We start from the raw sequence: 24,171 nt of genomic DNA on the forward strand, positions 1-24,171 counted from the left end.
AAAAATGAAAAACATAAGCACATATATAGCATCGGTCTTGTTTGTTGGGTCATTGATGGTATCCTGTGAATCCACCGAGTTGGATCTTACACAGGACCCTAACTACCTGACTCCTGAACAGGCAAGCCCCGATTTCTTTCTGAACTCCATTCAGGAAGATTTCGCAAGACAGATTGATGGGGAGGCCACGGGTGACCCCAACGATAACTTCACTACAGGTGGTAACGTAACCGGTGATGGATTCTCCATCTTGGGAAGTGAATTGACTCGTTTGATGCCTTTCGGCTCAAGGGATTATAGAGGTGGTTATCAAGATATTGATACAGACGATGAATGGGACAACGCCTATCGAGGTATATTGTTCGACATTCGCTCAATGACCCCCCTTGCCGAGGAAGCTGGTTTGTCCAGACATTTGGGAATGGCCCAATTCTTTGAAGCTTATACTTTGGTGACTTTGGTAGATTTCTTCGGGGATGTACCTTACTCAGAGGCTTTGCAAGCTCCAGAAATTGTGAATCCTAATTTGGATAGCGGTGAATCTGTTTACGCAGCCGCATTGTCTTTATTGGATCAAGCCATTGTAAACTTCACCAATGAAACGGCTTCACCTCCAACAACAGATTATTTTTATGGAGGGGATTTCGAAATGTGGGTAAAAGCAGCCAACACCTTGAAATTGAAGATTTATGTCCAGACCCGTTTAGTGGATGCTTCTGCTGCGGCTAGCTTCAATGCCATCATTACTTCGGGAGATTACATTATGGACACTTCAGAGGATTTTGATTGGAATTGGCCAGGAACAAGTGCTTCCCAACCCGATACAAGACACCCTAACTATGGTATCAACTATGCTTCGGCCGGTGCCGCGCATTACATATCCAACTGGCTGGCCAACATAATGGACACCACGGATGACCCAAGGTTACGGTACTACTTCTATCGTCAGACCATTAATGTACCTGGGCAGTCTGGGTTCCCTCCAAACGAGGAACTTTTGACCTGTTCTTTGCAAACCCCACCCGCACACTATGTTACAGGAGGGTTTACATTCTGCGCCTTGCCTAACGGATACTGGGGTAGAGATCATGGTGATGACGAAGGTGGACCGCCAGATGGTTTGTTGAAAACTACTTTTGGCGTATATCCAGCCGGTGGACGTTTCGACGATGATAGCTTCGAAGCCATTGCACAAGGAATCAATCCTGCTTCATTTGGGGCTGGAGGTAAAGGAATCACTCCGATTTTGGATGCCTATATGGTTGATTTCTGGAGAGCAGAAATGGCTTTGGCAGCCAACCAGCCAGGAGTAGCGGCCACCCATTTTGAAAATGCCCTTGTAAAGCAAATCGCCAAGGTTCAATCTTATGTAGCCAATGATGGAAATGCAGACCTGTCCTTTGAGCCAACAACAGGAGCAATCAATGATTTCGTTCTTGCCACCATTACTGCATTCAACGATGCAACTGGAAGTGAGAAGTGGGATGTATTTGGCGAGCAGTATATGGTAAGCCACTACGGAAATGGTATTGAGACCTATAATTTCTATAGAAGAACAGGATATCCTAGCACCATGCAGCCCAACAGGGAACCAGAACCAGGAGCGTACATTCGTTCCATGTACTACCCCAACCAAGCTGTTACCAGTAATCCCAACATCACACAGAAGTCCGATCAGACCGTACCTGTGTTCTGGGATACCAATCCATCAAGTGGATTCCCATTCTCTAACTAATAGGCATAGAACGTAAAAAAATTAAATCATGAAAAAATTTAAAAAACATATCTCATTGCTTTTTTTCGTTTGCATTGCCTTCTCATGTAGCGAAGAAAAACTTATTGACAAAATCTACAGCGATACCACAACCGGTATTGTGATCAGGACGTTGACCGATCCAGATACCATTTCTTTTGACATTTTTGATACTTCACCCACTTGGGACATGGAAGTTGAAATACAGGATAAGGAAAATGGATCCACGCTATCTGAAGTTAGATTGTATTTCACTTTCATTGACAACAATGATGATCCTTCTGATGATACTTCAACAGAGGCTTTGGTGGCAACCTACCCTGCTTCACACTTTTCAACACCAGGTGAGTTTGGATTGCCAACAGGAGTTCTTTCCTTGTCATACGCAGAGGCTTTATCCACTGCGGGCATCACAGTTGCCGATGTACTTCCAGGGGACACTTTCTTCTACAGAGTGGAAGCTGAATTGACCGACGGTAGAGTATTCACCAACGATGCCAATGGTACCGTATCCGGTGGTACATTCTTTACTTCGCCATTCCAGTATTCTGAATCTTTGGAAGATGGTATTGAATTTGAAGTAGCTGACGAAAACAGAAACGTAGTTGATGTTACGGAAGGCGCTACTAATGACGACTTCTTGTTCACAGTTAGTATAGATATGAGCGACCCAGCCTTTGCTGAAGCTGACTACATAGAGTCCGTAACCGTATATCGTTCATTTTCCGACAGAAATATTTTGGAGGGTGAAGAAGACATGTCAGAACCAGAAGCTGTTTTCCGTACATTTCCTTTAACTGACTTTACGGATACAGATGGCGTTATGACCTTGGAATATGGTTTCCCACAGACTGAACTGTACGGTCCAGATCTTGCTTTCGAAGATTTGTTGCCCAATGACCAATTCCGTTTGCGTTATGAAATCCTGACCACAGATGGACGTCTCATTACAACTACAGAAGCTGGAACAGAATACTATTTGACTTACGACGTATTTGAATGTGTCCAATTGAATGCAGATGCTCCCTATCCTGGTGAATATACATTTGACATGAAGGATGCATATGAGGATGATTGGAACGGTGGTTACCTGACTGTGGTCCTTGACGGCGTAGCACTTGAAGATACATTCGCTGCTGTAGGTGCCGGAAGTACTGGCTCATTTACAGTACCAGAAGGTACCACAACATTCGAATTCTTCTACACCAGTGGAGATTGGGATGAGGAGAACACTTGGATCCTTTATGATCCTAATGGAAATCCAGCTGCTTCAGGCGGTCCGTACCCTAATGGAAACGGTTTGCCCCCAGCTGAATATCCAGGTGGCGAGATATTGGTTTGTGAATAAGAAGGAACATACCATTCTATAATTTAAAGGGCACCAAATAGGTGCCCTTTTTTGATTATATTTAATAAAAACTCCTATGAATCGTTTCCATCAAATAGTTACAGTTTTCTTACTGGTATTTCTCATATGCTCGTGTGAAAACAACGATAATTCCACCTTTAACGATGACAATGATCCGTCCAATGAAACGCCGACGGATGACCAGCCAACAACAGACGATGAACCAAACACTGATGACGACCCCACAACTGTCGGAGATCAGGCAGGAACTGTGGAGTTTTTAAACAAGGACTTGGTATACGATGGCTACATTCTTATAAATGATGCAGGCAATGACAGGGCTTATCTGATAGACAAACAAGGCATCATCCAACATGAATGGGATTTGCCAAATGGCATTGGAAATGATACAGAGCTGCTTCCCAACGGCCAATTGTTGGGTATTTTAAAAGCTGAGAACCCCAAAATAGAGTACGGCGGCCAAGGCGGAAAATTACAATTGGTCAATCCCGACAACTCTGTGGCTTGGAATTTTGATTATACCAATGAAGACCATATTACCCACCATGATGTTGAACGGCTTCCCAATGGAAATGTGATTACCCTTGTATGGGAGAAATTGGCCGCTGCAGACGCCGAAACTGCAGGATCAAGTCTTGGTATTGATATTTACCCTGAGGCCATAATAGAGGTAGACCCAGAAACCGATGAAATCGTTTGGGAATGGCATGCTTGGGACCATCTCGTCCAAGATTATGATGATACCAAAAACAACTATGGTTCAATTGCAGACAATCCAAGACTCATCGATCTTAATTATGTACTGGACATGGAAGGTGACATTATGCACGCCAACGGCATTGAATATGACGAGGAGAACGATTTAATCTACCTAAGCATCAATTTTTATAGCGAGGTTTGGGTAATAGACCACAGCACCACAACAGAGGAAGCTGCTTCCCACAGTGGAGGCACCTACGCTGTTGGAGGCGATTTGGTATATCGTTTCGGAAACCCTGAAGCCTACGGCAACCCCATGGGCCAACGTCTCTTTCACAATAACCACCACCCTCTACTGCTATCCGGGGATGACTTGGGAAAAATATCCATGTTCTCCAATGGAAATGACATCCAGCAATCCACAGCCTATGAATTAGTACTGCCAAACCCTTTGGACCTTCTTGCCAATACCGATAATGAGCCAACCGTGGATTGGAGTTTTACAGACCCGGACCTGTATTCCGGTAAAGTATCCGGCATGGTGAGGCTTCCCAATGGCAATAGGATGATTACTGAAGGTGATTTTGGCGTTTGGGAAGTTACCGAAGCAGGTGAGGTAGTCTGGAAGTTCAATACTGCAGGCTTCTTTTGGAGAGCATATCATTACGACAAAGATGACCCCGCAATTGTTGCTTTGGGACTCTGAACCCTAAGAAGTATCACACCCTGCCTTCTTTTGATTTTTGCAAAATGATGAAAGAATATTAAAATTTATTGAATTTGGAGCCCTGATTTCCATCAACAGCATATTGATATATAATCCAAAGGGATAACATTGGCTTTTAAGAGAATTTTATGATATATTAACTTAAAATTTTCTTAAAATGAACAAACCCCTACTAACAGCTCTTCTAAGTGTTCTAACATTCGCTTGCAATGATCAAAAAAAAGATGATTCTGCATCATCGACCAAGGACACTACAGAAGAAAATATTGCCATATTTCAAAAAGTCGACCCCAATACCAGTCACATTACATTTGCCAATAATATTACCCACGATGTTGGCAGCCTAAGCAATCTTTTCGATTACGATTACTTCTACAATGGAGCCGGTGTTGGCGTGGAAGATTTAAATAATGACGGTCTTCTGGATGTGTTCTTTTCCGGAAACCAAGTCAATAATACCCTATACCTAAATCAAGGCAATCTAACGTTCAAAGATGTTTCGGAACCTGCCAATATCAATGCCGGAAAGGTATGGTCCAATGGGGTAACCTTTGCAGACATAAACACCGATGGCTGGATGGACATTTATGTGTCCCAAGGTGGCCCAAACACCAGAGACAAACGCAAAAACTTGCTGTTCATCAACCAACAAGACGGAACCTTCGAGGAAAAAGCGGAAGAATATGGCCTCGCGGACATGGGCATTAGCACCCAATCCGTATTTTTTGATTTGGATAAGGATGGTGACCTTGATTGTCTTGTCATGAACGAGAACGAGCTTTATGGCCTAGATCCAATTTCTTTTAACCAATATGTCAATTCAAATGAGGAGACCGCCTATTTCAATTCCTCCCATTTGTACCGAAACGATGGCGGAACTTTTTCCGATATCACCAAAGCCGCTGGACTAAACAAGCCCATCTTTGGATTGGGCCTTGCTGTTGCCGACATCAATGAGGATGGGTGGATGGACATCTATATGGCAAGTGACTATTACTTGCCCGATGCCCTTTACATCAACAATCATGACGGCACCTTTTCCGACCAAATAAAAGAGGCAACCGACCAGATTTCCTTTTACGGTATGGGAATAGATATTGCCGACCTCGACAATGATGACCTTCAAGATATTTTTGTATTGGATATGGCGGCCAACGACCATGTCCGCTCCAAAACATTGATGGCATCCATGAACACCAAACGGTTTGATTATTTGGTCAATAAGGCAGGATACCACTATCAATATATGTACAACTCCTTACAAAAGAACATGGGCCAAAACAAGTTCAGTAACATTTCGCAATTATCGGGAGTGGCCAACACGGATTGGAGTTGGTCCGTGCTCATGAACGATTTTGACCTTGACGGAAACAAAGAAATCCATGTTACCAACGGGTATCGTCGGTATGCGCTGGACAATGATCTACAAATGAAGGTCTTTGAAGCGCGACAAAAATATGGGCAAAACGTGCCTTTGGAAGTTAAACGGCAACTCTATGAGTCCATGCCTTCCGAAAAACTGCCCAATATCATGTACAAGAGAACCTCAGACCTTATTTATGATGACGTGGCCAAAGATTGGGGCTTGGCAGATTTTTCTTTCAGCAACGGGGCGACCTCTGGGGACTTGGACAATGATGGTGACCTGGATATCATCATCAACAATATGGATCAAGAAGCCTTTGTGTATCAAAATCTCTCCGTGGAAAAGGAATTGGGCAATTTTTTAAAGGTAATTGCCAAAGGAGATACTTCCGAAGAATTTGCCAAGGTAAAAATCAGCGTGGGCAATCAGTCCCAAATGATTGAAATAAAAAGGGTACGGGGGTATCGTTCGGCCCAAGAGAACAGTGCACTCTTTGGTCTGGACCAGAATCAAACCGTGGACACCGTTACCGTTTACTGGAAATCGGGCATGATGGAACAAAGACTCAATGTACCGGCCAACACCACATTAACCTTTACCAAAGCAGACGCCGCAGAACGCATCCAACCCACGCATGAAAAAATGAAGTACTTTGCCCCAAGTCAAATCAGGGGACTGGATTTTGTACACCAAGAAAATGTATACGACGATTTTGAGGAAGAAATCCTCTTACCCTACAAACAATCCAATATAGGACCCTTTTTGGCCAAGGGCGATATCAACGGTGACGGTTTGGAAGATATCTTCGTAGGGGGCGCCTCTGGGCAATCTGGGCAGTTATATGTGCAATCCAACAACGGGTTTTCCAAGATCAACTCCCCCGCCCTTGTCAACGATGCCCAATTTGAGGATATGGAGTCGGTTTTCTTTGACTTTGATGGAGATGGGGACATGGACCTCTACGTAGTGAGCGGAGGCAACGAATTTGCCGAAAACTCTTCGTACCATACAGACCGTATCTACCTCAACAATGGTCAGGGTCAGTTTTCCCGAGCGCAAAGCGATGTGCTCTCCCAGCTCCCTAAAAATGGTAAATCGGTGGCCATCATCGATTTTGACAAGGATGGGGACAATGATATTTTGGTGGGGAACCGTGTGGTACCCAAACAATACCCCAAACCCCAAACCTCCGTGCTTTACGAAAACATTGGTGGTAAACTAGTGGACGTCACTGAAAAAGTAGCTCCTGAATTTTTGGATTTTGGTATCGTCAACGATTTACAGACCACGGACATCAACAACGATGGCTGGCCAGATTTCATCGCCGTGGGCGAATGGACTGGAATCGGAGTATTCCTTAATCAGAAAGGAATCTTTAAAAATATAGGGAAAGAAAATGTCCCCCTAAGTGAAAAAGGATGGTGGTTCTCCGTGACCGAAACCGACGTAAACCATGATGGGCTCAAGGATTATATCCTTGGGAATGTAGGGCTGAACATCAAGTTCAAGGCATCGGAAGAAAAACCCTTTAAAGTATATGCCACGGATTTTGATGAAAATGGCACCAATGACATTGTTCTGAGCAAAAAATACCATGGCACCTACGTCCCCGTTCGGGGAAGGGAATGTTCTTCGCAACAAATGCCCTTTATCAAGGAAAAATTTGAAACCTACTCTGAATTTGCCAATGCCAGCTTGGTAGACATTTACGGCGATAAACTAAAAACTTCCTATGAAAACAGTGTCACCGAACTTAGGTCCATGGTGCTGATCAATAAAGGTAATCTTGTTTTTGAAAAACATGCCCTTCCCGTGGCCGCACAAACGTTCCCCATCTTGGATGTCGTGGTGACGGATGTGAACCATGACGGTTTTGAGGATATCATTGCCGCGGGTAACATCTATGAGACCGAGGTTGAAACCCCAAGATTGGATGCCCTCTCCGGGGTAATTCTCCTTTCAAATGGAAAAGATGGGTACATCAGTGTGCCCTATCAAAACTCCGGGCTTTTCATGAACGGTAATGTAAAAAGTATTGAATGGATCACCACAAACCAGGGAACTTTCCTATTGAACACAACAAATAATGGTCCTATGGGCATTCACAAGATCTCTTCTTGATATATTTGCACTTTGAGATACTAACATGAGTGACCAAATTTACGGCATAAGGGCAGTCCTGGAAGCTATAGGCGCAGAACAGCCCATAAATAAGATATTCATCCAAAAGGGGCTTAAAGGTGAACTTTTCAAGGAATTGGAGACGACCATCCGAAAAAATGGCATCAGTACCTCCTATGTCCCCATTGAAAAGCTCAACCGCCTTACCCGGAACAATCACCAAGGAGTGGTCGCCCAGATTTCCCCTGTCAAGTTCCATGTATTTGAAACGCTGGTTGAAAACATCCTTGCCCAAGAAGAAAAGCCTTTTTTCCTGCTCTTGGACCAGGTCTCCGATGTGCGAAATTTTGGGGCCATTATCCGGACCGCGGAATGCTGTGGGGTACACGGTATCATTGTACCCAAAAATGGAGCGGCACCCATTACGGACGACACGGTGAAAACTTCGGCCGGAGCTGCTTTTACCGTGCCCATTGCCAAAGTAGACCATTTAAAGGATGCGTTGTTCTATCTGCAATCTTCCAATATACAGGTGGTAGCCGCTACAGAGAAGACCGAGGACGAAATCTACGCTGTGGATTTTAACCAACCCACCGCAATCATTATGGGCTCCGAGGACAAGGGTATTTCCCCCTCCATCCTTAGCATGGTGGATCATAAAGCGAAACTGCCTCTTTTGGGGAGCATTGGTTCCTTAAATGTCTCTGTGGCCTGTGGGGTGTTTTTGTACGAAGTGGTGCGACAAAGAAAATCGTAACCTTACGCTTCCCCGTCCTTTTTGTAGTGATACTTTATTTTGATTGGTTCATCGGGCTCCTCCTTCTGTTCGATGAAATTCCCATCTTCATCAAAATGCTGTAGGAACGGGTCGTTCTCTTCACGATAATCCTCCCTTTCCCAATCGTACTTTTTTTCAAGGGGAACCTTTACCCGTATGGTCAATGCCAACAATAGCCCCGTTAGAAATCCTGCCAAATGTCCTTCCCAAGAAATATTATCCTTGACAGGAAAAATATACCAAATCATACTCCCATAGATAAAAACCACCACCAAGGAAAGCGCCACCAACCGAAAATGTTTCGCGAAAATTCCCTTGAAGAAAATAAAACTCGCCAAAACATAAATGACCCCACTTGCCCCAATATGGTACGATGGCCTTGCGATAATCCATGTCAGCAGTCCTGAAACAAGGATTCCCAAAACCAACACCTTCAAGGCGGCCCTCTGGTAAAAATAAAAGAGAAATGCCGTTAAGATGGCCAAGGGCAAGGTATTGTTATAAAGATGTTCCACCGACCCATGGATAAAGGGACTCAATACAACTCCCCTTAACCCTTCCAGTGTTCTAGGGTATATGCCATAGTCGTTAAAATTGACCCCGTATTGGATTTCAATCCAAAACACGATCCAAATGGAGAGCACTGCCACCAATGGAGCCAGCAGCACCCCATCCGAAAACCTGAAATGTTCGTTCGTTTTCATGCAAATGCTAAAATCAAATTTCCGACCATACCGTTGAAATTACACAAATTGTCATGTTTCCAAAAAAAGTACAGCCCCAAAGAAGCATCGCTTCCCTCTAAATTTGTTTTATTTTTACCGTTATGAACGAACCCTTGGCAGAACGCATACGTCCAAAAACCTTGGAGGATTACATCAGTCAACAACATTTGATAGGTCCCCATGGCTCATTGACCAACCAAATCAAGAACGGTGTTATCCCCTCATTGATTTTTTGGGGTCCTCCGGGAACGGGAAAGACTACGCTTGCCAATATCATTGCCCATGAAAGTCAAAGACCGTTCTACACCCTGAGTGCGATAAGCAGTGGTGTAAAGGATGTGCGGGAAGTCATTGAAAAAGCCAAACAGAGCGGTGGATTGTTCACTTCCAAGAACCCCATTTTGTTTATTGATGAGATCCATCGTTTTAGCAAATCACAACAGGACTCCTTGTTGGGTGCCGTTGAAAAAGGTTGGGTCACCCTGATTGGCGCCACAACAGAAAACCCAAGTTTTGAAGTAATCCCCGCCCTTTTGTCCCGGTGTCAGGTCTATGTATTGAATCCCTTTGGTAAAGAAGATTTGGAAGCCCTTTTGGAACGCGCCATGAAAACTGACGCCTCCTTAAAGAACAAAAAAATCCAACTGAAAGAGACCGAAGCCCTGTTGCGGCTTTCAGGAGGTGATGGCAGAAAACTTTTGAACATTTTTGAGTTGATCGTCAATTCGGAAATGGGAAAGGAAGTGACCATTACCAACGAATCTGTATTGAACAAGGTCCAAAAGAACACGGTTCTTTATGATAAAACCGGAGAACAGCATTACGATATCATTTCGGCATTCATAAAGTCTATCCGAGGGAGCGACCCCAATGCTGCAGTTTATTGGCTGGCCCGTATGATCGAGGGGGGCGAGGATGTAAAGTTCATTGCCCGAAGAATGGTCATTTTAGCTTCGGAAGACATTGGAAATGCCAACCCAACCGCCCTTGTTATGGCCAATACCACGTTTCAGGCCGTAAATACCATTGGGCATCCCGAAGCTCGAATCATCTTGAGCCAGTGCGCCACTTATCTGGCTAGTTCCCCAAAAAGCAATTCCAGCTATATGGCCATCAACCTTGCACAACAGAAAGTGCGGGAAACGGGCGACCTGTCAGTTCCCATGGCCATCCGAAACGCACCCACCAAACTTATGAAGGACTTAGGATACGGAAAGGGATACGATTATGCCCACAATCACGAAAACAACTTTGTAGACCATGAGTTTCTACCCGATGAAATCAAGGGAACCCCTTTCTACCAACCCGGCAATAATCCAAGGGAAAATGCCATGCGGGAGTTTTTAAAAAAACGTTGGAAGGACAAATACGGGTTTTAAAACTTGATGTTGAGCTCCTTTAGCTTCTTTTCCCCATTTTCCGAGTACTCCAGAAACCATTTCCCGTCCTTTTGAAAGACTACGGCATTGCCGGCATAATCGGTTAAAAAGACATTCTCAATGGATGTTTCCTCAAGCTTCAAGACCACTTTAGGGGTACTGTCCACCAGTTGATACCCATTAGCTGTAGGTTGGGCATACAACACTTCGGAGGCGAGTGGTTCTGCCTTCACTTTTTCTTCTGCCTTTACCATATCCGAGGGTTTGGGCTCCAAGCTTTTATAGCTCTGGTTTTCAGGTGTAGCTTCTTGCTGAACCACTTTGGTTTGTACGGGTTCATCCAAATTTTGGACATCGTTTCTATAACTTACCGTAATGGGCTTTTCCTGTACTTCTTCTTTTAGGCCATCTTTTTTGGGCACATACTTATAGTCCATTCCATCCAATGAAACAAAGGCTTTTTCCAACGCCTCCCTGTAAGCCGGCAGGTACTCCTTTATTCTACTTACACCTTGCATGGTCCTATAGACTTCTTTAGCTTGGCAATCTATCAACGCTACGCTTACTTTGGTTGAAAACATGGGGGATTCATCAACCAAACTGGCCGTTAATCCCAGACATCTATTGTTGGCCAAATCTTCAGGCAGTGCATCATCATATACCGCAGTAAACCCCTTTTTGGTAAAAAGATGCTTTACAATGGTACTGGTCTGGTATTGATTTTGGGACTTAAATCCCTCAAATCTCTTCGGGACTATAATGTATTTATAGTCGTTCAATTGTCCGTTCACCAAATTGCTTGCCCCAAGGACAAACACCAATATGTACAATAGTTTAGATTTCATATAGTGTGTATGCTCAATTATCGTTCCAAGATATGATATTAAATCCGAACTGTAAAGAAGCATAATGGCTATCAGCAACATTCCTATAGCTCAAAAGATTGTCGCCCAATACATAAAAGTTAACCGGCCCAGCTTGAAGGTTGAGCCCCAACCCTATATTGGTCCATGAATATTTGTCAACCGTATAGGTGGTCTTCAAAGACAAGGTTCTTCCCAACCTTTTTTGATAAAAACCGGTCAGGGCAGGCTGAATACCCCTGGGCCTTTTCATTAAGAACAGCTGCCCTCCAACACTATTTCTGTAAATACCGGACATTCCACCTCCCCTTTCCATATTGACCCCACAACCACAGTTTTCGAGGGAGCGTCCATTTTCTTCTCCAAAATCATATCGGATGGATCCATAAACCTTTACCGGTCTCAAGGATATGTACCCCGAACTGTTTTCTTCATAAGGAAGGGATTCTTCTATATCGTCCACCAATTCCTGCCACAAATCATTGTTGACATCATTGATATCCTCAGGTAAGAATACCGTGATTCCTTCTGTACTGGCATTTCCGCGAAGGGTATAGTTCTGGATATCTTTTGAATTGTAGATAAACCCAACATCAAGGATACTTGCGGTAATGGTGGTTTGGGGGTTTAAATTATAGCTGAAACCTGCATCGAACCCAAGGCCCAGATTACCCCCCAATAAGACCCTTTTGGTAAAAAGACTGGTCAAGTCTTTGGTAGTGGTGGACGTATCTTCGTCCAAAATATCATAAAAACCCTTGACCCCGGCGGTCTGTAGCTCCATATCGGCAACCATACTGCTCACATAAACATTGTTCTGTCCAGGGCTGGTCCTAAAAGAACCCGCGTTGTGTATGGATTGAAATTGAAAAACACTGGAATACAGTTTGGCCCGTGCCCCAACGGTAAGGTCGTTGCTTATTTTCCTATTGACCCCAAAATGAAAAACGTTCACCATTTCACCCCGTAGGCTAAGGTCCCCAAGGTCAAAACTCCTGCCAATATTGGCACCTCCATTACCTTCAAAAGCAAGTAAGGCCAAATCTTTGGGCCAATAGACAATGATGTCGGTCTCCCCGTACATTCCAAAGGAATAATAGTCATCAGGCCTGTTTCGACCCCTAAATCCAACATAAAATCCTTCTACCTGGCTGGTGGTACTAAAATCGTCTTTACGTGTCATTGCATCCAACACACGCTCCCGAACCTTTGTGGTGAAGTCAATTCCGTCATCTGCGAACAAATCGTTTACGGTAACGCCACTTGTTCCGGCCTGAAAAGAGAGGCCCGACAGTAGTGGTATTCCCACATGCCATTTTTCCGAAGTCTTTACCCCCGGGTTTAGCATAAGTGCCTGTGGAATCTCATTGAAATCGTACAGCAACTGTTTATTTTGCGCACAAAGCGCATGCATTCCTAACCAAACAACAAAAATGAGCCTGATTCCTTTCCTCATTTTAATCGGAATAAAAATTCAGCTCCAGAGCTTAGCTTTACTTTGGGGTCTGAAGTTGAAGAAACACTGGTACTGTCACTTAGATTCCCCCCTCTTATCCGTAGACTTGACGTTGTTGTCAAGATATCGATGCTCTTTCCTCCTGGCCCATAAAATACATCCCGGGTAAAAACTTCAGGCATGTTGGGTTCCACGGTAAAGGACTCAACGTCCAAAACATTACCGTCTTCATCCAAAAACTCTATGGTAATTCCCAACCTTTTGCTGGTAGTGTTCTCAAGCTCATAATGGATGGTCCCTTCCAAAAGTCGTTCGGCAACAAACTCTTCATTGAAGGCGTCGAAATTTACCGTCTGTGCATAAAAAACCCCAACATCACCTGCAGCGTTAATGGTTGCCTCATCCGATTCCAGATAAAAAATACCCGAAGCCAAGGTAGGGGTTATGGAAAGGTCTTCGAACTGATCAAAATCCTGTTTCTCGGAACATGAATTGAGCAGGAATGAGAAAAAAATGAGTGCCACCAACAAACGGCAAAATAATCCTTTCATAGATTAAAATTCATTTTCAAGTGAAACCATGGGGCATGCCGTACCCTATGTTAACTCTATAAAATGCTTTTTATTTCAATGAGATTGTTAATTGTTTTGCAGTGGTCGTGACCTGGTTCTTTGTTGGAATTAAAGTGAAGCGCCTGCATCTTAACTGTTTTGGCACCAATAATATCCGCTTCAAGGCTATCCCCGATCATTAAGGTGTGCTTGGCTTCTACTTTCGCCCTGTCCAATGCCAGCTTAAAAATGTAGGGATCCGGTTTTTTTACACCGGCCATCTCAGAGTTGACCACATGACCAAAAAAATGATGGATGTTACTTCCCTTGAGCTTTTTTTCCTGCACTTCCTGAAAACCATTGGTGATGATATGCAGTCGGTACTTGGGTTCAAGATATTCCAATACCTGCCTAGCATTGGGCATTAGATGGGTAAATGAAGACAGATGTGCTATATATTCATGGGCCAGTTCATAGATAAGCTTATCCGGTATTGTAGCCGCCATAGTATCGAACGTGCGCCTTAATCTCTGAAATCGGAGTTCTGACTCATCAATCCTATTCTCCCGATAGAGTTTCCAATATTCAAGGTTGATGGGAGCGTAAATCCTCAAAAAGTCATCCAATTCCACAGAAACCCCATTCTCTTTAAAAATCCTCTCGAAAGTAAGGGCAGAATTCCTTTCAAAGTCCCACAGCGTGTGGTCCAGATCGAAAAAAACATCGGTAATCCTGTGCTCAAACATAATATCTCTTCAGAAACGATTGATATAGCTCCATCCAATCAATCTTATGGTTGCTGCCCAAAAGCTCATTGGAGAAAATAATGGTCATATTCCCATTTACTTGCTTTATCCATCTATATACGTTGTCCATTTTTGCGAATATCTCCTCTTTATTCCTATAATTTGTCAATGCATAATCATGGACCGTAAAAGGATGCACCTTTAAAGGTTGTCGCACCTCCATGTTGATATCATAAAAATGGAAAGGGGTACAGGTACCGGCCCTAAACCCTATTTCATGGGTATACCCCATGGAAAAATCATCCGTAAACTCCGTTTCCACCAAATTCCGATACGTGGTGGGCACGCTTACCCTGTTATACCTAAGTCTGGCATAATTGATGGGCCTATTAATGAGATTGCCCAATTGTTTTTTTTCCTCTTTCAATACCGACTTGTCCGTTGAGGACAAAAACGATGTACTTAGGGAGACCACACTATAATCCGCCACTGATTTTATAAGATATCGAAACTTATTGTTGTTGGGGGATATGTTCTTGTCATGGGCGGAGTGCTTTGCAAACTGAAAAAAGAACATGGTTTTAATGGGCAGCTTTTTATGGATGTCCACCAATTCGTAAAAATTGTCATAGGGATCTTTGCTGAAGCCCAACAAGACCGAAAATCGCTTTGCGACATCCCTTAACTTAAAATTGCCCAAATCAAGTAAAAAACCTCCCAGACTTCTCATAAACCCACGCATGGCATAACAGTGCGAGGTGGTAACGTTAATGATCGATGTAAAACTGCACTCCCTTTGCCCAACTTCCATATCCGGAAACCGTTCCTTAAGGGCATCCAAAAGTTTATAAGCCCATATATCCACTACGGGGAGTTGCAGAAAATTGTTCTGGTACGCCAAGCTTTCCTTTACCGGAAACCTTCCTACGCTATCCTTCACATGGGGCAGATATTCTTCATACCGGCTCAAAAGGAAAAAGCTTGCTGAAAAAATATCATAAGGGATAGAGCTTTTCTCTCCACTCATAAAAAAACAGGGAACACCGTCCCAATCACCCACTTTAATTTCCAGGTCATTGATGCCTTGTTCAAACAAAAGATCATTACTTCGAATAAAAAACTCGTTCTGCAAAGGCTGCTTGGAATAGGTCATTTTAGGCCCTGAATGTTTGATAAAGTCCTCTACCCTTGTGGTGAACGAAATTTCCACACCCAATATCTTCTCGAAAAGCTGACGGGCGGTATACGTAAGTCGATTGGTAATCTTATGGGTAAATATCAATAGCATAAGTGGCGATAATCATAACATGCCTTGATCGGCAAAACTCAAATAATCGTGTCGTGTCAAAATCAAATGGTCCAATACTTTTATGTCCAAAGCCTCCGAAGCATGCTTCAGTTTCTCAGTAATATGTTTGTCCGAGGCGCTGGGTTTCAAGGTTCCGGAGGGGTGGTTATGGGCCAAAATTATCCCCACGGCACCCAACTCCAAGGCCTGTTTCAAAACCAATCTCACATCTACCAAAGTCCCTGTAATACCTCCTTTGCTCAACTGGGACTTATGGATAACCTTATTGGAATTGTTGAGGTATACGATCCAGAACTCCTCATGTTGCAACTCTCCCATGATCGGATACAAAAGCTCAAAAGCATCCCTGCTCCCGGATATCTTGGTGATTTTTCCGGTATCTTGCATTCGTCTGCGCCTCCCTACTTCCAAAGCCGCAGCTATGGTAACAGCCTTGGCTTCCCCGATGCCCTTGAACTTCATCAATTGGTTCACTGATAGTTTCCCCATCTCACCTAAATTGTGATCCACGGAAGCCAATATACGTTTGGACAGCTCCACGGCACTCTCGCCCCTATTCCCTGAACCAATGAGAATTGCGATCAATTCGGCATCGGACAGGACAAAACTACCTTTATGCCGCAGTTTTTCCCTAGGCTTATCGTCATCTGCCCAATTTTTGATCGAAAAGGAAACCAATTTTTCTTGCATCCTCTAAAGATAGGAGATTAAATTTATGTAATTTTCGTAGTAAATCTTATCCTATGAAATCTTTGTTCAACACTGAGGCCCATGTTGAAATCCTTTCCCGAATTGATAAACTTTCGGAATCCACCCAGAGGCAATGGGGCAAGATGGAGGTTGGACAAATGCTTTACCATTGTCAGTTTCCCCTAAAGGTGGCTTTGGGCAAACTTACAATAAAAAAACCCAATCCTTTTATGAGAATCATGTTCAAAGTTTTTAAAAAGAGCATGTACAATGACAAACCTTGGAAGCACAATTTACCTACTGCGCCGGGGTTTAGGGTCAAGGACGGAAAAGATTTTCCAAAGGAAAAACAAGCCCTGGTTACCCTTATCAATGATTTTTATGGGGAGCGACATATTAGGGACCGGGGACCCCACCCCGCTTTTGGCGACCTCACTTACGATCAATGGGGACAAATACAGTACAAGCATCTGGACCACCATTTAAGGCAATTTGGGGTTTAATCTTTCATCTCTGGGCTGCCACTTTAAAAGAAGCTATGGCCTCATAGAAATCATCTTCATCCACACCCATTTGTTGGCAAATCCATTTGGCCCCGATCAAATTGTCCAAGGACTTATTTTCTGAAATCTCCAAGGGCATTTCACCTTCAGGTGTATCCAGAAGAACCATACCGTTTTCAACACGGTAATCCGGGGATTGGTACGGAAATTTTCGGATAGGGTTTTCTGTAGCCTCAACCACTTTTTTCACCTCAGGGTCTTCTTCATTATAGGTAATGCTTCCTCCCTTTATGATACCATCCACAAAAATCTTGAACTGTTCCAGAGGGTTTTCCATAATTGAAACCTCACTATCATCACTCTTGACCATCCCACTCAAAAGGGCAATATTGGGTTGATACACCTGAAATCTAGGCCTTGAATCTAAAACCGATGAAAACTGCTCGCCACCCTCCAATATCACAAAGTCATTCTCATCGGTAAAGTGCACGCTGCGTTCAAATCCTTCGAGGCGAGTTTCCATCATATAATCCACCTCAACAGCATTGTAGTGCAGTACATGCAAAATCATGGAAACAATCTCCGCCTTGCCATCTCCTGCCACAACCACCCGGGTCTTGTATTTGGATTGCCCATACACGAATGCTGGATAGGAAAAAATCTGCAATCCCAATTCTTGTGCTTTATGCAGTTCCGGGTTATCCAATGGTACGTGCGGTGCCAAAACCACGGCATCCAAATGGTCATGGATTGTTTCGGGGTTCCACCCCATGGTTTCTGGAAGAAGCCCAAAAGGCTCCAATCTACTTTTCAGGGATTCTTCAGCACCGCTATCGCTCCCGGTAATGATGTGCCCATTGTCCCTCAACGTCAAGGCCATATCACTCAGGACAGCTTCCCCAATACCTATAAAGTGTATTTGCATCAAATTGATTTATCTTTCAAAAATAGGTATTGATAAAACCAATCCAAACAAACACCCAATCTTATTAATTTCTATCTTGGGAAAAACTTGAACAGATGAATCTATCACAAATTCAATCCAAGGAAATCATGCCGGGTTATCATGGAAAATTGGTACACGGGGATACCATATCCTGGGCCTTTTGGAGGGTGGAAAAGGATGCCGAGGTACCGGAACATTCCCACCACCATGAACAGATCATGCATGTTGTGGAGGGTGATTTTAAATTTACCCTTGATGGAAATACAGCCGTCTACCGTTCTGGGGATGTGGTGGTAATTCCTTCCAACAGTCCCCATAGTGGAAAAGCGTTGACGGCATGTAAATTAATGGATGTTTTTAGCCCTGTTCGGGAAGAATATAAATAAGTATGAATATATCCCTTAAAGGAAAGACCGCTCTTGTGGGCGGCAGTAGCAAAGGAATTGGCGAGGCAATAGCCCGACAATTGGCCGAAAGTGGTGCAAGCGTTACCCTAATGGCCAGAAATGAGGAAAAAATGAAGTCCATCATCAAGGAAATGGACACTTCCTCAGGGCAAGAACACCAATTTTTGGTTGTTGATTTCTCTAATTTTGAAATTTTCAAAAAGACTATTTCCTCGTTTTTCAAACATAATGATGTAGATATTCTAGTCAACAACACACAAGGGCCTTCGGCAGGTGGCGCACTGGAAAAATCCATTGAAGACTACCAACAGGCCTTTGATCTACTCTTTAAATCGGTTGTACTCACCACGGAACTGGCCTTAAAACATATGCAAAAGAAAAAGTGGGGACGCATTATCAATGTGGCATCCATCTCGGTCAAGGAACCTTTAAACTACTTGGCCTTGTCCAATTCCATTCGTGCAGCCGTGGTCACTTGGTCTAAAAGTTTGGCCTATGATATTGCCCAAGAGGGTATTACAGCCAACAGTATTTTGACTGGATATTTTGATACGGACCGCATTGCCCAACTCAACACAAAAAAAGCGGAAAAAATGGGGGTCACTCCTGAGGAAGTACGCTCCACCATGGAGGAGCAGGTGCCCATGAAGCGTATTGGAAAACCCGAAGAATATGGATATCTGGTAGCATTTCTGGCCTCGGATAAGGCAGCGTACATTACTGGGACCAACATCCCCATTGACGGAGGGCTCCTAAAATCTTTATGAGAATTTTTTTATTTATAACAAAATATTTTTAGGGTTAAATTATCATATATTCAATTTTTAGGTATTTTTATTGCTCAACCAATAAAAATAACACCCATGAATTCAAAAGTTTTTTTGATAGTTCGAATCCTATTGGGACTTTTTGTTCTGGTTTTTGGACTCAACAAGTTCCTGAACTTCTTGCCACCCCCAGGTGACCTGCCAGATGCGGCCATTACCTATTTTGGCGCAGTTTCATCAACCTATACCCTTAAATTAGTCGCCATTGTAGAAATTTTGGCAGGACTTGCCCTTATTCTCAACAAATATGGTGCACTTATGGCCGTTATATTGATGAGTGTATCCGTAAATGTTGTATTGTTCCACGCCACCTTAGCTCAGGCAGGTATAGGTCCCGGTCTGGGTCTATTGATTTTGAATATTGTGGTCTTAATTGGCTATAAGGATAGGTACAAGGACCTTTTACGCCCTTAATGTATTGATTTTATCATATCGAGCGAAGTCGGGATGTGTTGAACACATCCCGACTTCGCTCGAATTGACATCAAACAGTATCGCTCTTTTCCTTTTTTTGATTATAGACTCATACGATCCTTAAAGATGTAGGATTGTCTTCGTGAAACCTCTATTTCTTCCCCATTTTGCATGGTAAGCTTGAGTTTTCCGTTAAACCATGGCACCACTCCTTCAATAAAATGGGTATTCACGATCTGCTGGCGGTTGGCCCTAAAAAAAGATGCTTCGGGAAGTTTTTCCTCCACTAGGTTCAATGATTTGTACAGCAAAGGCTTTTTATCCCCAAAAAACACGCGGGTATAGTTGCCCACAATCTCAAAATGGGAAATATCCCCAATCTTTACCAACCAGCACGATTCCCCATCTTTGATGAAAATCTGACTGCTCTCCTTGAGTCTTTTTGACTTATCGGCTCCTGTTTGGACAGACTCCAATTTTGTCCGCACCTTTTCCATGGCCATGTCAAATCGCTTTTCACTCACAGGTTTCAGCAAATAATCCAAGGCATTGTACTCGAAGGATTTTATGGCATACTCGTCAAAAGCTGTGGTAAATATGGTAATGGGCACCTCATCCAACATCTCCAAAAGCTCAAAGCCATCTTTCTCGGGCATGTTGATATCCAAAAACAACAAATCCGGTGAAGTACTTTGAATAAGCTCAAACCCTGCATCCACATTTTCAGCCTCTCCCAGGAGATCAATATCATCATGCTTTTTGATCAGCTCCTTCAACTCGTTCCGGGCCAATCTGGAATCCTCTACAATAACAGCTTTAATGTTCATGCCAGTGGAATTTTAATGTTGGCCACCACCTCATCGGAAACTTCTTCCAAATTGAAGGAAGCTCTATGGCCATAAAGCAATTTTAACCGCTGCTCTATGTTTTGCAGCCCCAATTGAGTGGAATCTTTGGCTATCTTGAGTTTGCCCGTATTACGGACCTCCAGTATCAACTGTTCTTTTTCCTTTTTGATGTTCAATACAATGGTTCCTCCTTGTTTGAGGTTGGAGATACCGTGCTTGGTGGCATTTTCCACCAATAGCTGTATGATCATGGGTGGGATTTGTAGGTCAAGGGTTTCGCTATCCACATTCTTGACAAATTCCAAACGATCTTCCAGCTGGATTTTGGATAGCGCTATGTAATTGTCCACCATTTCCAGTTCTTCCCGGACCGAAATGGCATTGTTGCTGTTCTTGGTCAGTGAGAACCGTAAGATTTCTGAAAGTTTGGTGAGCATTTCCCGGGATTTTTCCACGTCTTCCAACATCAATCCCCTAATATTATTGAGGCTGTTGAACATAAAGTGGGGGTTTATCTGACCCTTCAAGGTATTCAGCTGTGCTTGCTTCAGGTGGGTATTGAGTTTCAAGCGTTCTATCCGGTCCCGATTAAGTTTAAGAAGCAGCTTGATTACCAAATAGGTCACCGTCCAAGCCCCAATAAGAAACAGGGAGTTGAGCACCTGTACCCCAACATTGTCGTGATACTTGAACATCTGGAGTTCTGAAGGAGTCAACGCCGGACCAAACTCAACATAGACATACCCAAAAACAAAGTTCAAGACTCCAAACAAAGTGGCCGCCATTAGATAGGAAACCAGAATCTTCACAAACTCGTTAATCCCAAAAGCGTCAAACTTTATGGTTCTTTTAAGGTACAGTCGCAACAGCGAAGTTGCAAAAATACCTAAAATCGTCCCCATGACCACGGAGTAGACAAGCAGGGACATACTTATCTGTTTCACTACAAAAACAGAAACCAGATTGATGAAACCCCATCCCAAAATCTGAAGGATCCAAAAGGCTTGCTCTCGTTTTTTAGTGCTCAATTCCATGGATATGGTCTACGGTATCCCAAATATACTTTAAGCAGTTCAACCTATGGGAACGCCCTTTACTGATTTTGTGTTTGCTTTTTCCAGAATGGTCTGCCACAAGATTTGCTGGAAGTAAGAAAAGCTACCCATACCAAGGACATGCCCGTATAAAAGAAAACAAAATAATCATCATAGGCCCAGGCATTGTACCTACCATAGATTCCGGTCAGGACCCCGATGATCCCTAGGGTCAAAATAACTTTACGTTCGGTATTCAATTTTCGCATTGTTTAGATTTTTAAAATTCACAAATTGCTTTTTACAAGAAGATGTCCACCAATAGGGTTATCATCAATCGTACAAGTGCTATCATTGCTTTGGGTTTTAGGATTTTGTACGGAGCTAAATTACAGGGCTTTACATTGGCACACACCTGAATTATGGGCAGCGGTAAAAAAGACCCAGTGAACGGTAATCATAATTTTCCAAAAGAAAAAAAGGAGCTAAAAAAGCTCCTTTTAAATTGAAAATCAGTCCTATAAATCAATCCTTCAACGGCTGGGGAATTTCCTGTTGTCCCAAATGTTTCGCATAAAATCCCATCATGGCCTTATAAAGTTCAAGACGGTTTTCCTCTTTACCAAATCCATGGCCCTCATCATATTTTACCATGTAGGGCACGTCATAACCTTTTCCTCTCAAAGCGCTTACAATTTGGTCCGATTCATCTATATTGACCCTTGGATCGTTGGCTCCCTGCACCACAAACAAAGGTTTATTCATTTTATCAATTTGATACACCGGGGAAACCTCTTCCATAATTTTCTTTTCTTCGGGAACATCCTCATCATACCATATTTCCTTAATGATCTTTAGGTAGGGTTTCCAATACGGAGGAATGGTCTTCATAAAAGTGAACAAATTGGATACCCCCACATAATCCACCCCACAGGCGTAGAGATCAGGGGTCTTGGTCAAGCCTCTCAATACAGCGTACCCTCCATGACTGCCTCCATAAATTGCGGCTTTGTCTGGATCGACCCAGCCTTGTTCCACTACGTATTGCAGTCCGTCCTCCACATCATCCATGGCCTTTCTTCCGATCTGTTTAAACCCAGATTCCAAGAATTCCCTGCCATACCCCCCGGAAATCCTAAAATTCACCTGAAGGGTGGCATAGCCCCTACTGGCAAATAATTGCGCTTCCGGGTTAAAGCCCCAAGAATCCCGGATGCCTTGCGGGCCTCCATGTGGGTTTACAATAACGGGCACCTTTTGGCCGGCCAAAGCTGCTTTGGGCAAGGTAATATACCCATGTAGGGTAATCCCATCCCTACTGGTAAAGGTTATGGGGCGCATTTCGGCCATATCCTCCTTTTTCAACTGGGGCATGGTGTTATATAGCTCTGTAAGTTCATCCTTTGCCACATTGTACGCGTAATACATACCATACACCCGATCACTGTCCACGTAGAGCATGTACAGGTTTTCATCTTCAGTGCTGTCCAAAATACTGTACTGCATTCCAGGAAGTTCCTCATTTACTTTAGCATTCATTTTTTTAAAGACCTCACTTACCGGAACCACAACACTTTTTTCTCCCTCATAGGTAAAATAGTCCACTTCATGGTTTCTGGTTCTGGAGAGTCTCATGTTCTGCACATCATATTGATCATTGGAAAAGACCTTCTTTATGACCTTGTTCTCCTTAAGATCGAACAATTGTACTTCTGCTTTATCATTGTCCAAATTGGAGACTACATAGGCATCATGCGGATATTCTGTTGCGTAGTTAAAGCTGGTGATGAAAAAGTTGTCCTTCCAATTAAGCTGTTTCAACACTTGGAAACCTCCATTGCCATCCTCATAATAGGTATCCTGTTCCACTCCATCCCGAAGGCGCGTAAATCCTTTGAGCTTTCCGTTTCTATCAAAATCATATCCCAAAATAGGATTGGCCGGGTCATCATTGGTATATAATTGGGTCAGTTCGCCGGTGACCACATTCAGTTTAAAAGGCTCAAAGACCTGGGCATTGTTCTTGTTCATAGAAACAATGATATGCTCCTTATCATCGCGCAGCAGCTCCGTGAAATCTGCCCGTACCCCATCAAAGGGAGTGAGGTCCTTCAAGTTGCTTCCATCCAAGTCCACCGCATAAATATGATAGTTTTCATTACCTCCCTGGTCCATGGAGAAATATAACCTTGTGGTATTGAGCCATCCGTATATCCTTACCAACTCATCCTTTTCCTCAATAGCTTTTTTCACCTCGTTCGTCTCCAGGTTTTTGACATAAATATGACGTTTGCCATTCTCATCGCTTTCCCTGTAGGACAAGTACTTTCCATCCGGGGAAAATCGAAATGTGAACCCCTTGGGATTGCCAAAATAATCTTCCACCGTGTACCGATAATCTCCTTGATCCAATGCGGCCAAGGAAACCAGCTCTTCTTGGGAACTGGCCAAGGTAGTGTCGCCAGGTTTTTCTTGGGCGTGAAGGGCAACTCCCAAAAACATGATTAGGGAAACCCCACAGACCCATTTGATCCTTTGTGTTGTTTTCATACGTGTTGAATTAAGTGTTTCTCTTGAAAAATAATGTTATAACAAATTAGACTGTTCGCACATATCTTTGTTACAAAAACCAACAAAAAACTGATAATTAACCACAAACC

General features: G+C 43.3%; 22 protein-coding genes. 10 read left to right on the plus strand and 12 right to left on the minus strand.

The window, feature by feature from the left end:
- Positions 1–4: 4 nt before the first annotated feature.
- The 5 genes from F8C76_RS08975 to rlmB all read left to right on the plus strand — a co-directional run bounded on the left by F8C76_RS08975 (position 5) and on the right by rlmB (position 8,792).
- Positions 5–1,735: a SusD/RagB family nutrient-binding outer membrane lipoprotein gene (locus F8C76_RS08975; protein WP_152131349.1), complete on the plus strand. Its 1,731-nt coding sequence runs from the start codon at positions 5–7 to the stop codon at positions 1,733–1,735.
- Positions 1,736–1,763: 28 nt separating this feature from the next.
- Positions 1,764–3,101: a hypothetical protein gene (locus F8C76_RS08980; protein WP_152131350.1), complete on the plus strand. Its 1,338-nt coding sequence runs from the start codon at positions 1,764–1,766 to the stop codon at positions 3,099–3,101.
- A gap of 76 nt (positions 3,102–3,177) precedes the next feature.
- On the plus strand, positions 3,178–4,527 hold the full coding sequence (locus F8C76_RS08985) for an aryl-sulfate sulfotransferase (RefSeq protein ID WP_152131351.1): 1,350 nt from the start codon (positions 3,178–3,180) through the stop codon (positions 4,525–4,527).
- A 178-nt stretch (positions 4,528–4,705) separates the two neighbouring features.
- Positions 4,706–8,035: a VCBS repeat-containing protein gene (locus tag F8C76_RS08990; RefSeq protein WP_152131352.1), complete on the plus strand. Its 3,330-nt coding sequence runs from the start codon at positions 4,706–4,708 to the stop codon at positions 8,033–8,035.
- Between the two features lie 25 nt (positions 8,036–8,060).
- Positions 8,061–8,792, plus strand: a complete 732-nt coding sequence (gene rlmB / locus F8C76_RS08995) for a 23S rRNA (guanosine(2251)-2'-O)-methyltransferase RlmB (RefSeq protein WP_152131353.1) — start codon at positions 8,061–8,063, stop codon at positions 8,790–8,792.
- Between the two features lie 2 nt (positions 8,793–8,794).
- On the opposite strand, the gene F8C76_RS09000 is transcribed toward rlmB, so the two are convergent.
- Positions 8,795–9,517, minus strand: a complete 723-nt coding sequence (locus F8C76_RS09000) for a rhomboid family intramembrane serine protease (RefSeq protein WP_129653255.1) — start codon at positions 9,515–9,517, stop codon at positions 8,795–8,797.
- 122 nt (positions 9,518–9,639) lie between these two features.
- Here F8C76_RS09000 and F8C76_RS09005 point away from each other — a divergent pair, with 122 nt between their 5' ends.
- Complete coding sequence (locus tag F8C76_RS09005; protein ID WP_152131354.1) at positions 9,640–10,917, plus strand: replication-associated recombination protein A; 1,278 nt, start codon at positions 9,640–9,642, stop codon at positions 10,915–10,917.
- Here F8C76_RS09005 and F8C76_RS09010 read toward each other — a convergent pair.
- From F8C76_RS09010 to radC, 6 genes are read right to left on the minus strand one after another with little or no spacing between them, the layout of a single operon-like run.
- Complete coding sequence (locus F8C76_RS09010) at positions 10,914–11,762, minus strand: hypothetical protein (RefSeq protein WP_152131355.1); 849 nt, start codon at positions 11,760–11,762, stop codon at positions 10,914–10,916. The two genes, F8C76_RS09005 and F8C76_RS09010, sit on opposite strands and share 4 nt — an antisense overlap.
- A gap of 13 nt (positions 11,763–11,775) precedes the next feature.
- Positions 11,776–13,236 (minus strand): DUF5723 family protein, encoded by a 1,461-nt coding sequence (locus F8C76_RS09015; RefSeq protein WP_152131356.1) that lies wholly within the window; start codon positions 13,234–13,236, stop codon positions 11,776–11,778.
- Positions 13,233–13,787, minus strand: a complete 555-nt coding sequence (locus F8C76_RS09020; RefSeq protein WP_152131357.1) for a hypothetical protein — start codon at positions 13,785–13,787, stop codon at positions 13,233–13,235. Before F8C76_RS09020 ends, F8C76_RS09015 begins: the two co-directional genes overlap by 4 nt.
- 56 nt (positions 13,788–13,843) lie before the next feature.
- A complete protein-coding gene (locus tag F8C76_RS09025; protein WP_152131358.1) occupies positions 13,844–14,533 on the minus strand; it encodes a YjjG family noncanonical pyrimidine nucleotidase in 690 nt (229 codons plus the stop codon).
- Positions 14,526–15,821, minus strand: a complete 1,296-nt coding sequence (locus F8C76_RS09030; protein WP_152131359.1) for a polysaccharide deacetylase family protein — start codon at positions 15,819–15,821, stop codon at positions 14,526–14,528. The genes F8C76_RS09025 and F8C76_RS09030 overlap by 8 nt, the downstream gene beginning before the upstream one ends.
- Before the next feature lie 12 nt (positions 15,822–15,833).
- Complete coding sequence (gene radC / locus F8C76_RS09035; protein WP_152131360.1) at positions 15,834–16,532, minus strand: RadC family protein; 699 nt, start codon at positions 16,530–16,532, stop codon at positions 15,834–15,836.
- Between the two features lie 53 nt (positions 16,533–16,585).
- On the opposite strand from radC, the gene F8C76_RS09040 reads away from it, so the two are divergent.
- A complete protein-coding gene (locus F8C76_RS09040; protein WP_152131361.1) occupies positions 16,586–17,035 on the plus strand; it encodes a DUF1569 domain-containing protein in 450 nt (149 codons plus the stop codon).
- A gap of 4 nt (positions 17,036–17,039) precedes the next feature.
- Here F8C76_RS09040 and F8C76_RS09045 read toward each other — a convergent pair whose 3' ends face one another.
- Positions 17,040–17,960: a Mur ligase domain-containing protein gene (locus F8C76_RS09045; RefSeq protein ID WP_152131362.1), complete on the minus strand. Its 921-nt coding sequence runs from the start codon at positions 17,958–17,960 to the stop codon at positions 17,040–17,042.
- Between the two features lie 95 nt (positions 17,961–18,055).
- Here F8C76_RS09045 and F8C76_RS09050 point away from each other — a divergent pair, with 95 nt between their 5' ends.
- The 3 genes from F8C76_RS09050 (at position 18,056) to F8C76_RS09060 (ending at position 19,629) form a co-directional block, all read left to right on the plus strand.
- The gene (locus F8C76_RS09050; RefSeq protein WP_129653265.1) at positions 18,056–18,367 is read left to right on the plus strand and encodes a cupin domain-containing protein; all 312 of its coding nucleotides are present in this window, start codon (positions 18,056–18,058) and stop codon (positions 18,365–18,367) included.
- Between the two features lie 2 nt (positions 18,368–18,369).
- Complete coding sequence (locus tag F8C76_RS09055) at positions 18,370–19,155, plus strand: SDR family oxidoreductase (protein ID WP_152131363.1); 786 nt, start codon at positions 18,370–18,372, stop codon at positions 19,153–19,155.
- 96 nt (positions 19,156–19,251) lie between these two features.
- Positions 19,252–19,629, plus strand: coding sequence for a DoxX family membrane protein (locus tag F8C76_RS09060; RefSeq protein WP_152131364.1), 378 nt, complete (start codon positions 19,252–19,254; stop codon positions 19,627–19,629).
- A 101-nt stretch (positions 19,630–19,730) separates the two neighbouring features.
- Here F8C76_RS09060 and F8C76_RS09065 read toward each other — a convergent pair whose 3' ends face one another.
- The 4 genes from F8C76_RS09065 to F8C76_RS09080 all read right to left on the minus strand — a co-directional run bounded on the left by F8C76_RS09065 (position 19,731) and on the right by F8C76_RS09080 (position 24,061).
- Positions 19,731–20,456 carry a LytR/AlgR family response regulator transcription factor gene (locus tag F8C76_RS09065; RefSeq protein WP_152131365.1) on the minus strand — a complete coding sequence of 242 codons (726 nt, stop codon included), beginning with the start codon at positions 20,454–20,456 and terminating at the stop codon, positions 19,731–19,733.
- The gene (locus tag F8C76_RS09070) at positions 20,453–21,511 is read right to left on the minus strand and encodes a sensor histidine kinase (RefSeq protein WP_152131366.1); all 1,059 of its coding nucleotides are present in this window, start codon (positions 21,509–21,511) and stop codon (positions 20,453–20,455) included. The genes F8C76_RS09065 and F8C76_RS09070 overlap by 4 nt, the downstream gene beginning before the upstream one ends.
- A gap of 59 nt (positions 21,512–21,570) precedes the next feature.
- Entirely contained in the window at positions 21,571–21,780 is a 210-nt protein-coding gene (locus F8C76_RS09075) for a hypothetical protein (protein WP_152131367.1), read from the minus strand.
- A gap of 256 nt (positions 21,781–22,036) precedes the next feature.
- Positions 22,037–24,061: a S9 family peptidase gene (locus F8C76_RS09080; protein ID WP_152131368.1), complete on the minus strand. Its 2,025-nt coding sequence runs from the start codon at positions 24,059–24,061 to the stop codon at positions 22,037–22,039.
- Positions 24,062–24,171: the final 110 nt, after the last annotated feature.

Source organism: Flagellimonas olearia (genome assembly GCF_009184425.1).
Taxonomy (GTDB): domain Bacteria; phylum Bacteroidota; class Bacteroidia; order Flavobacteriales; family Flavobacteriaceae; genus Flagellimonas; species Flagellimonas olearia.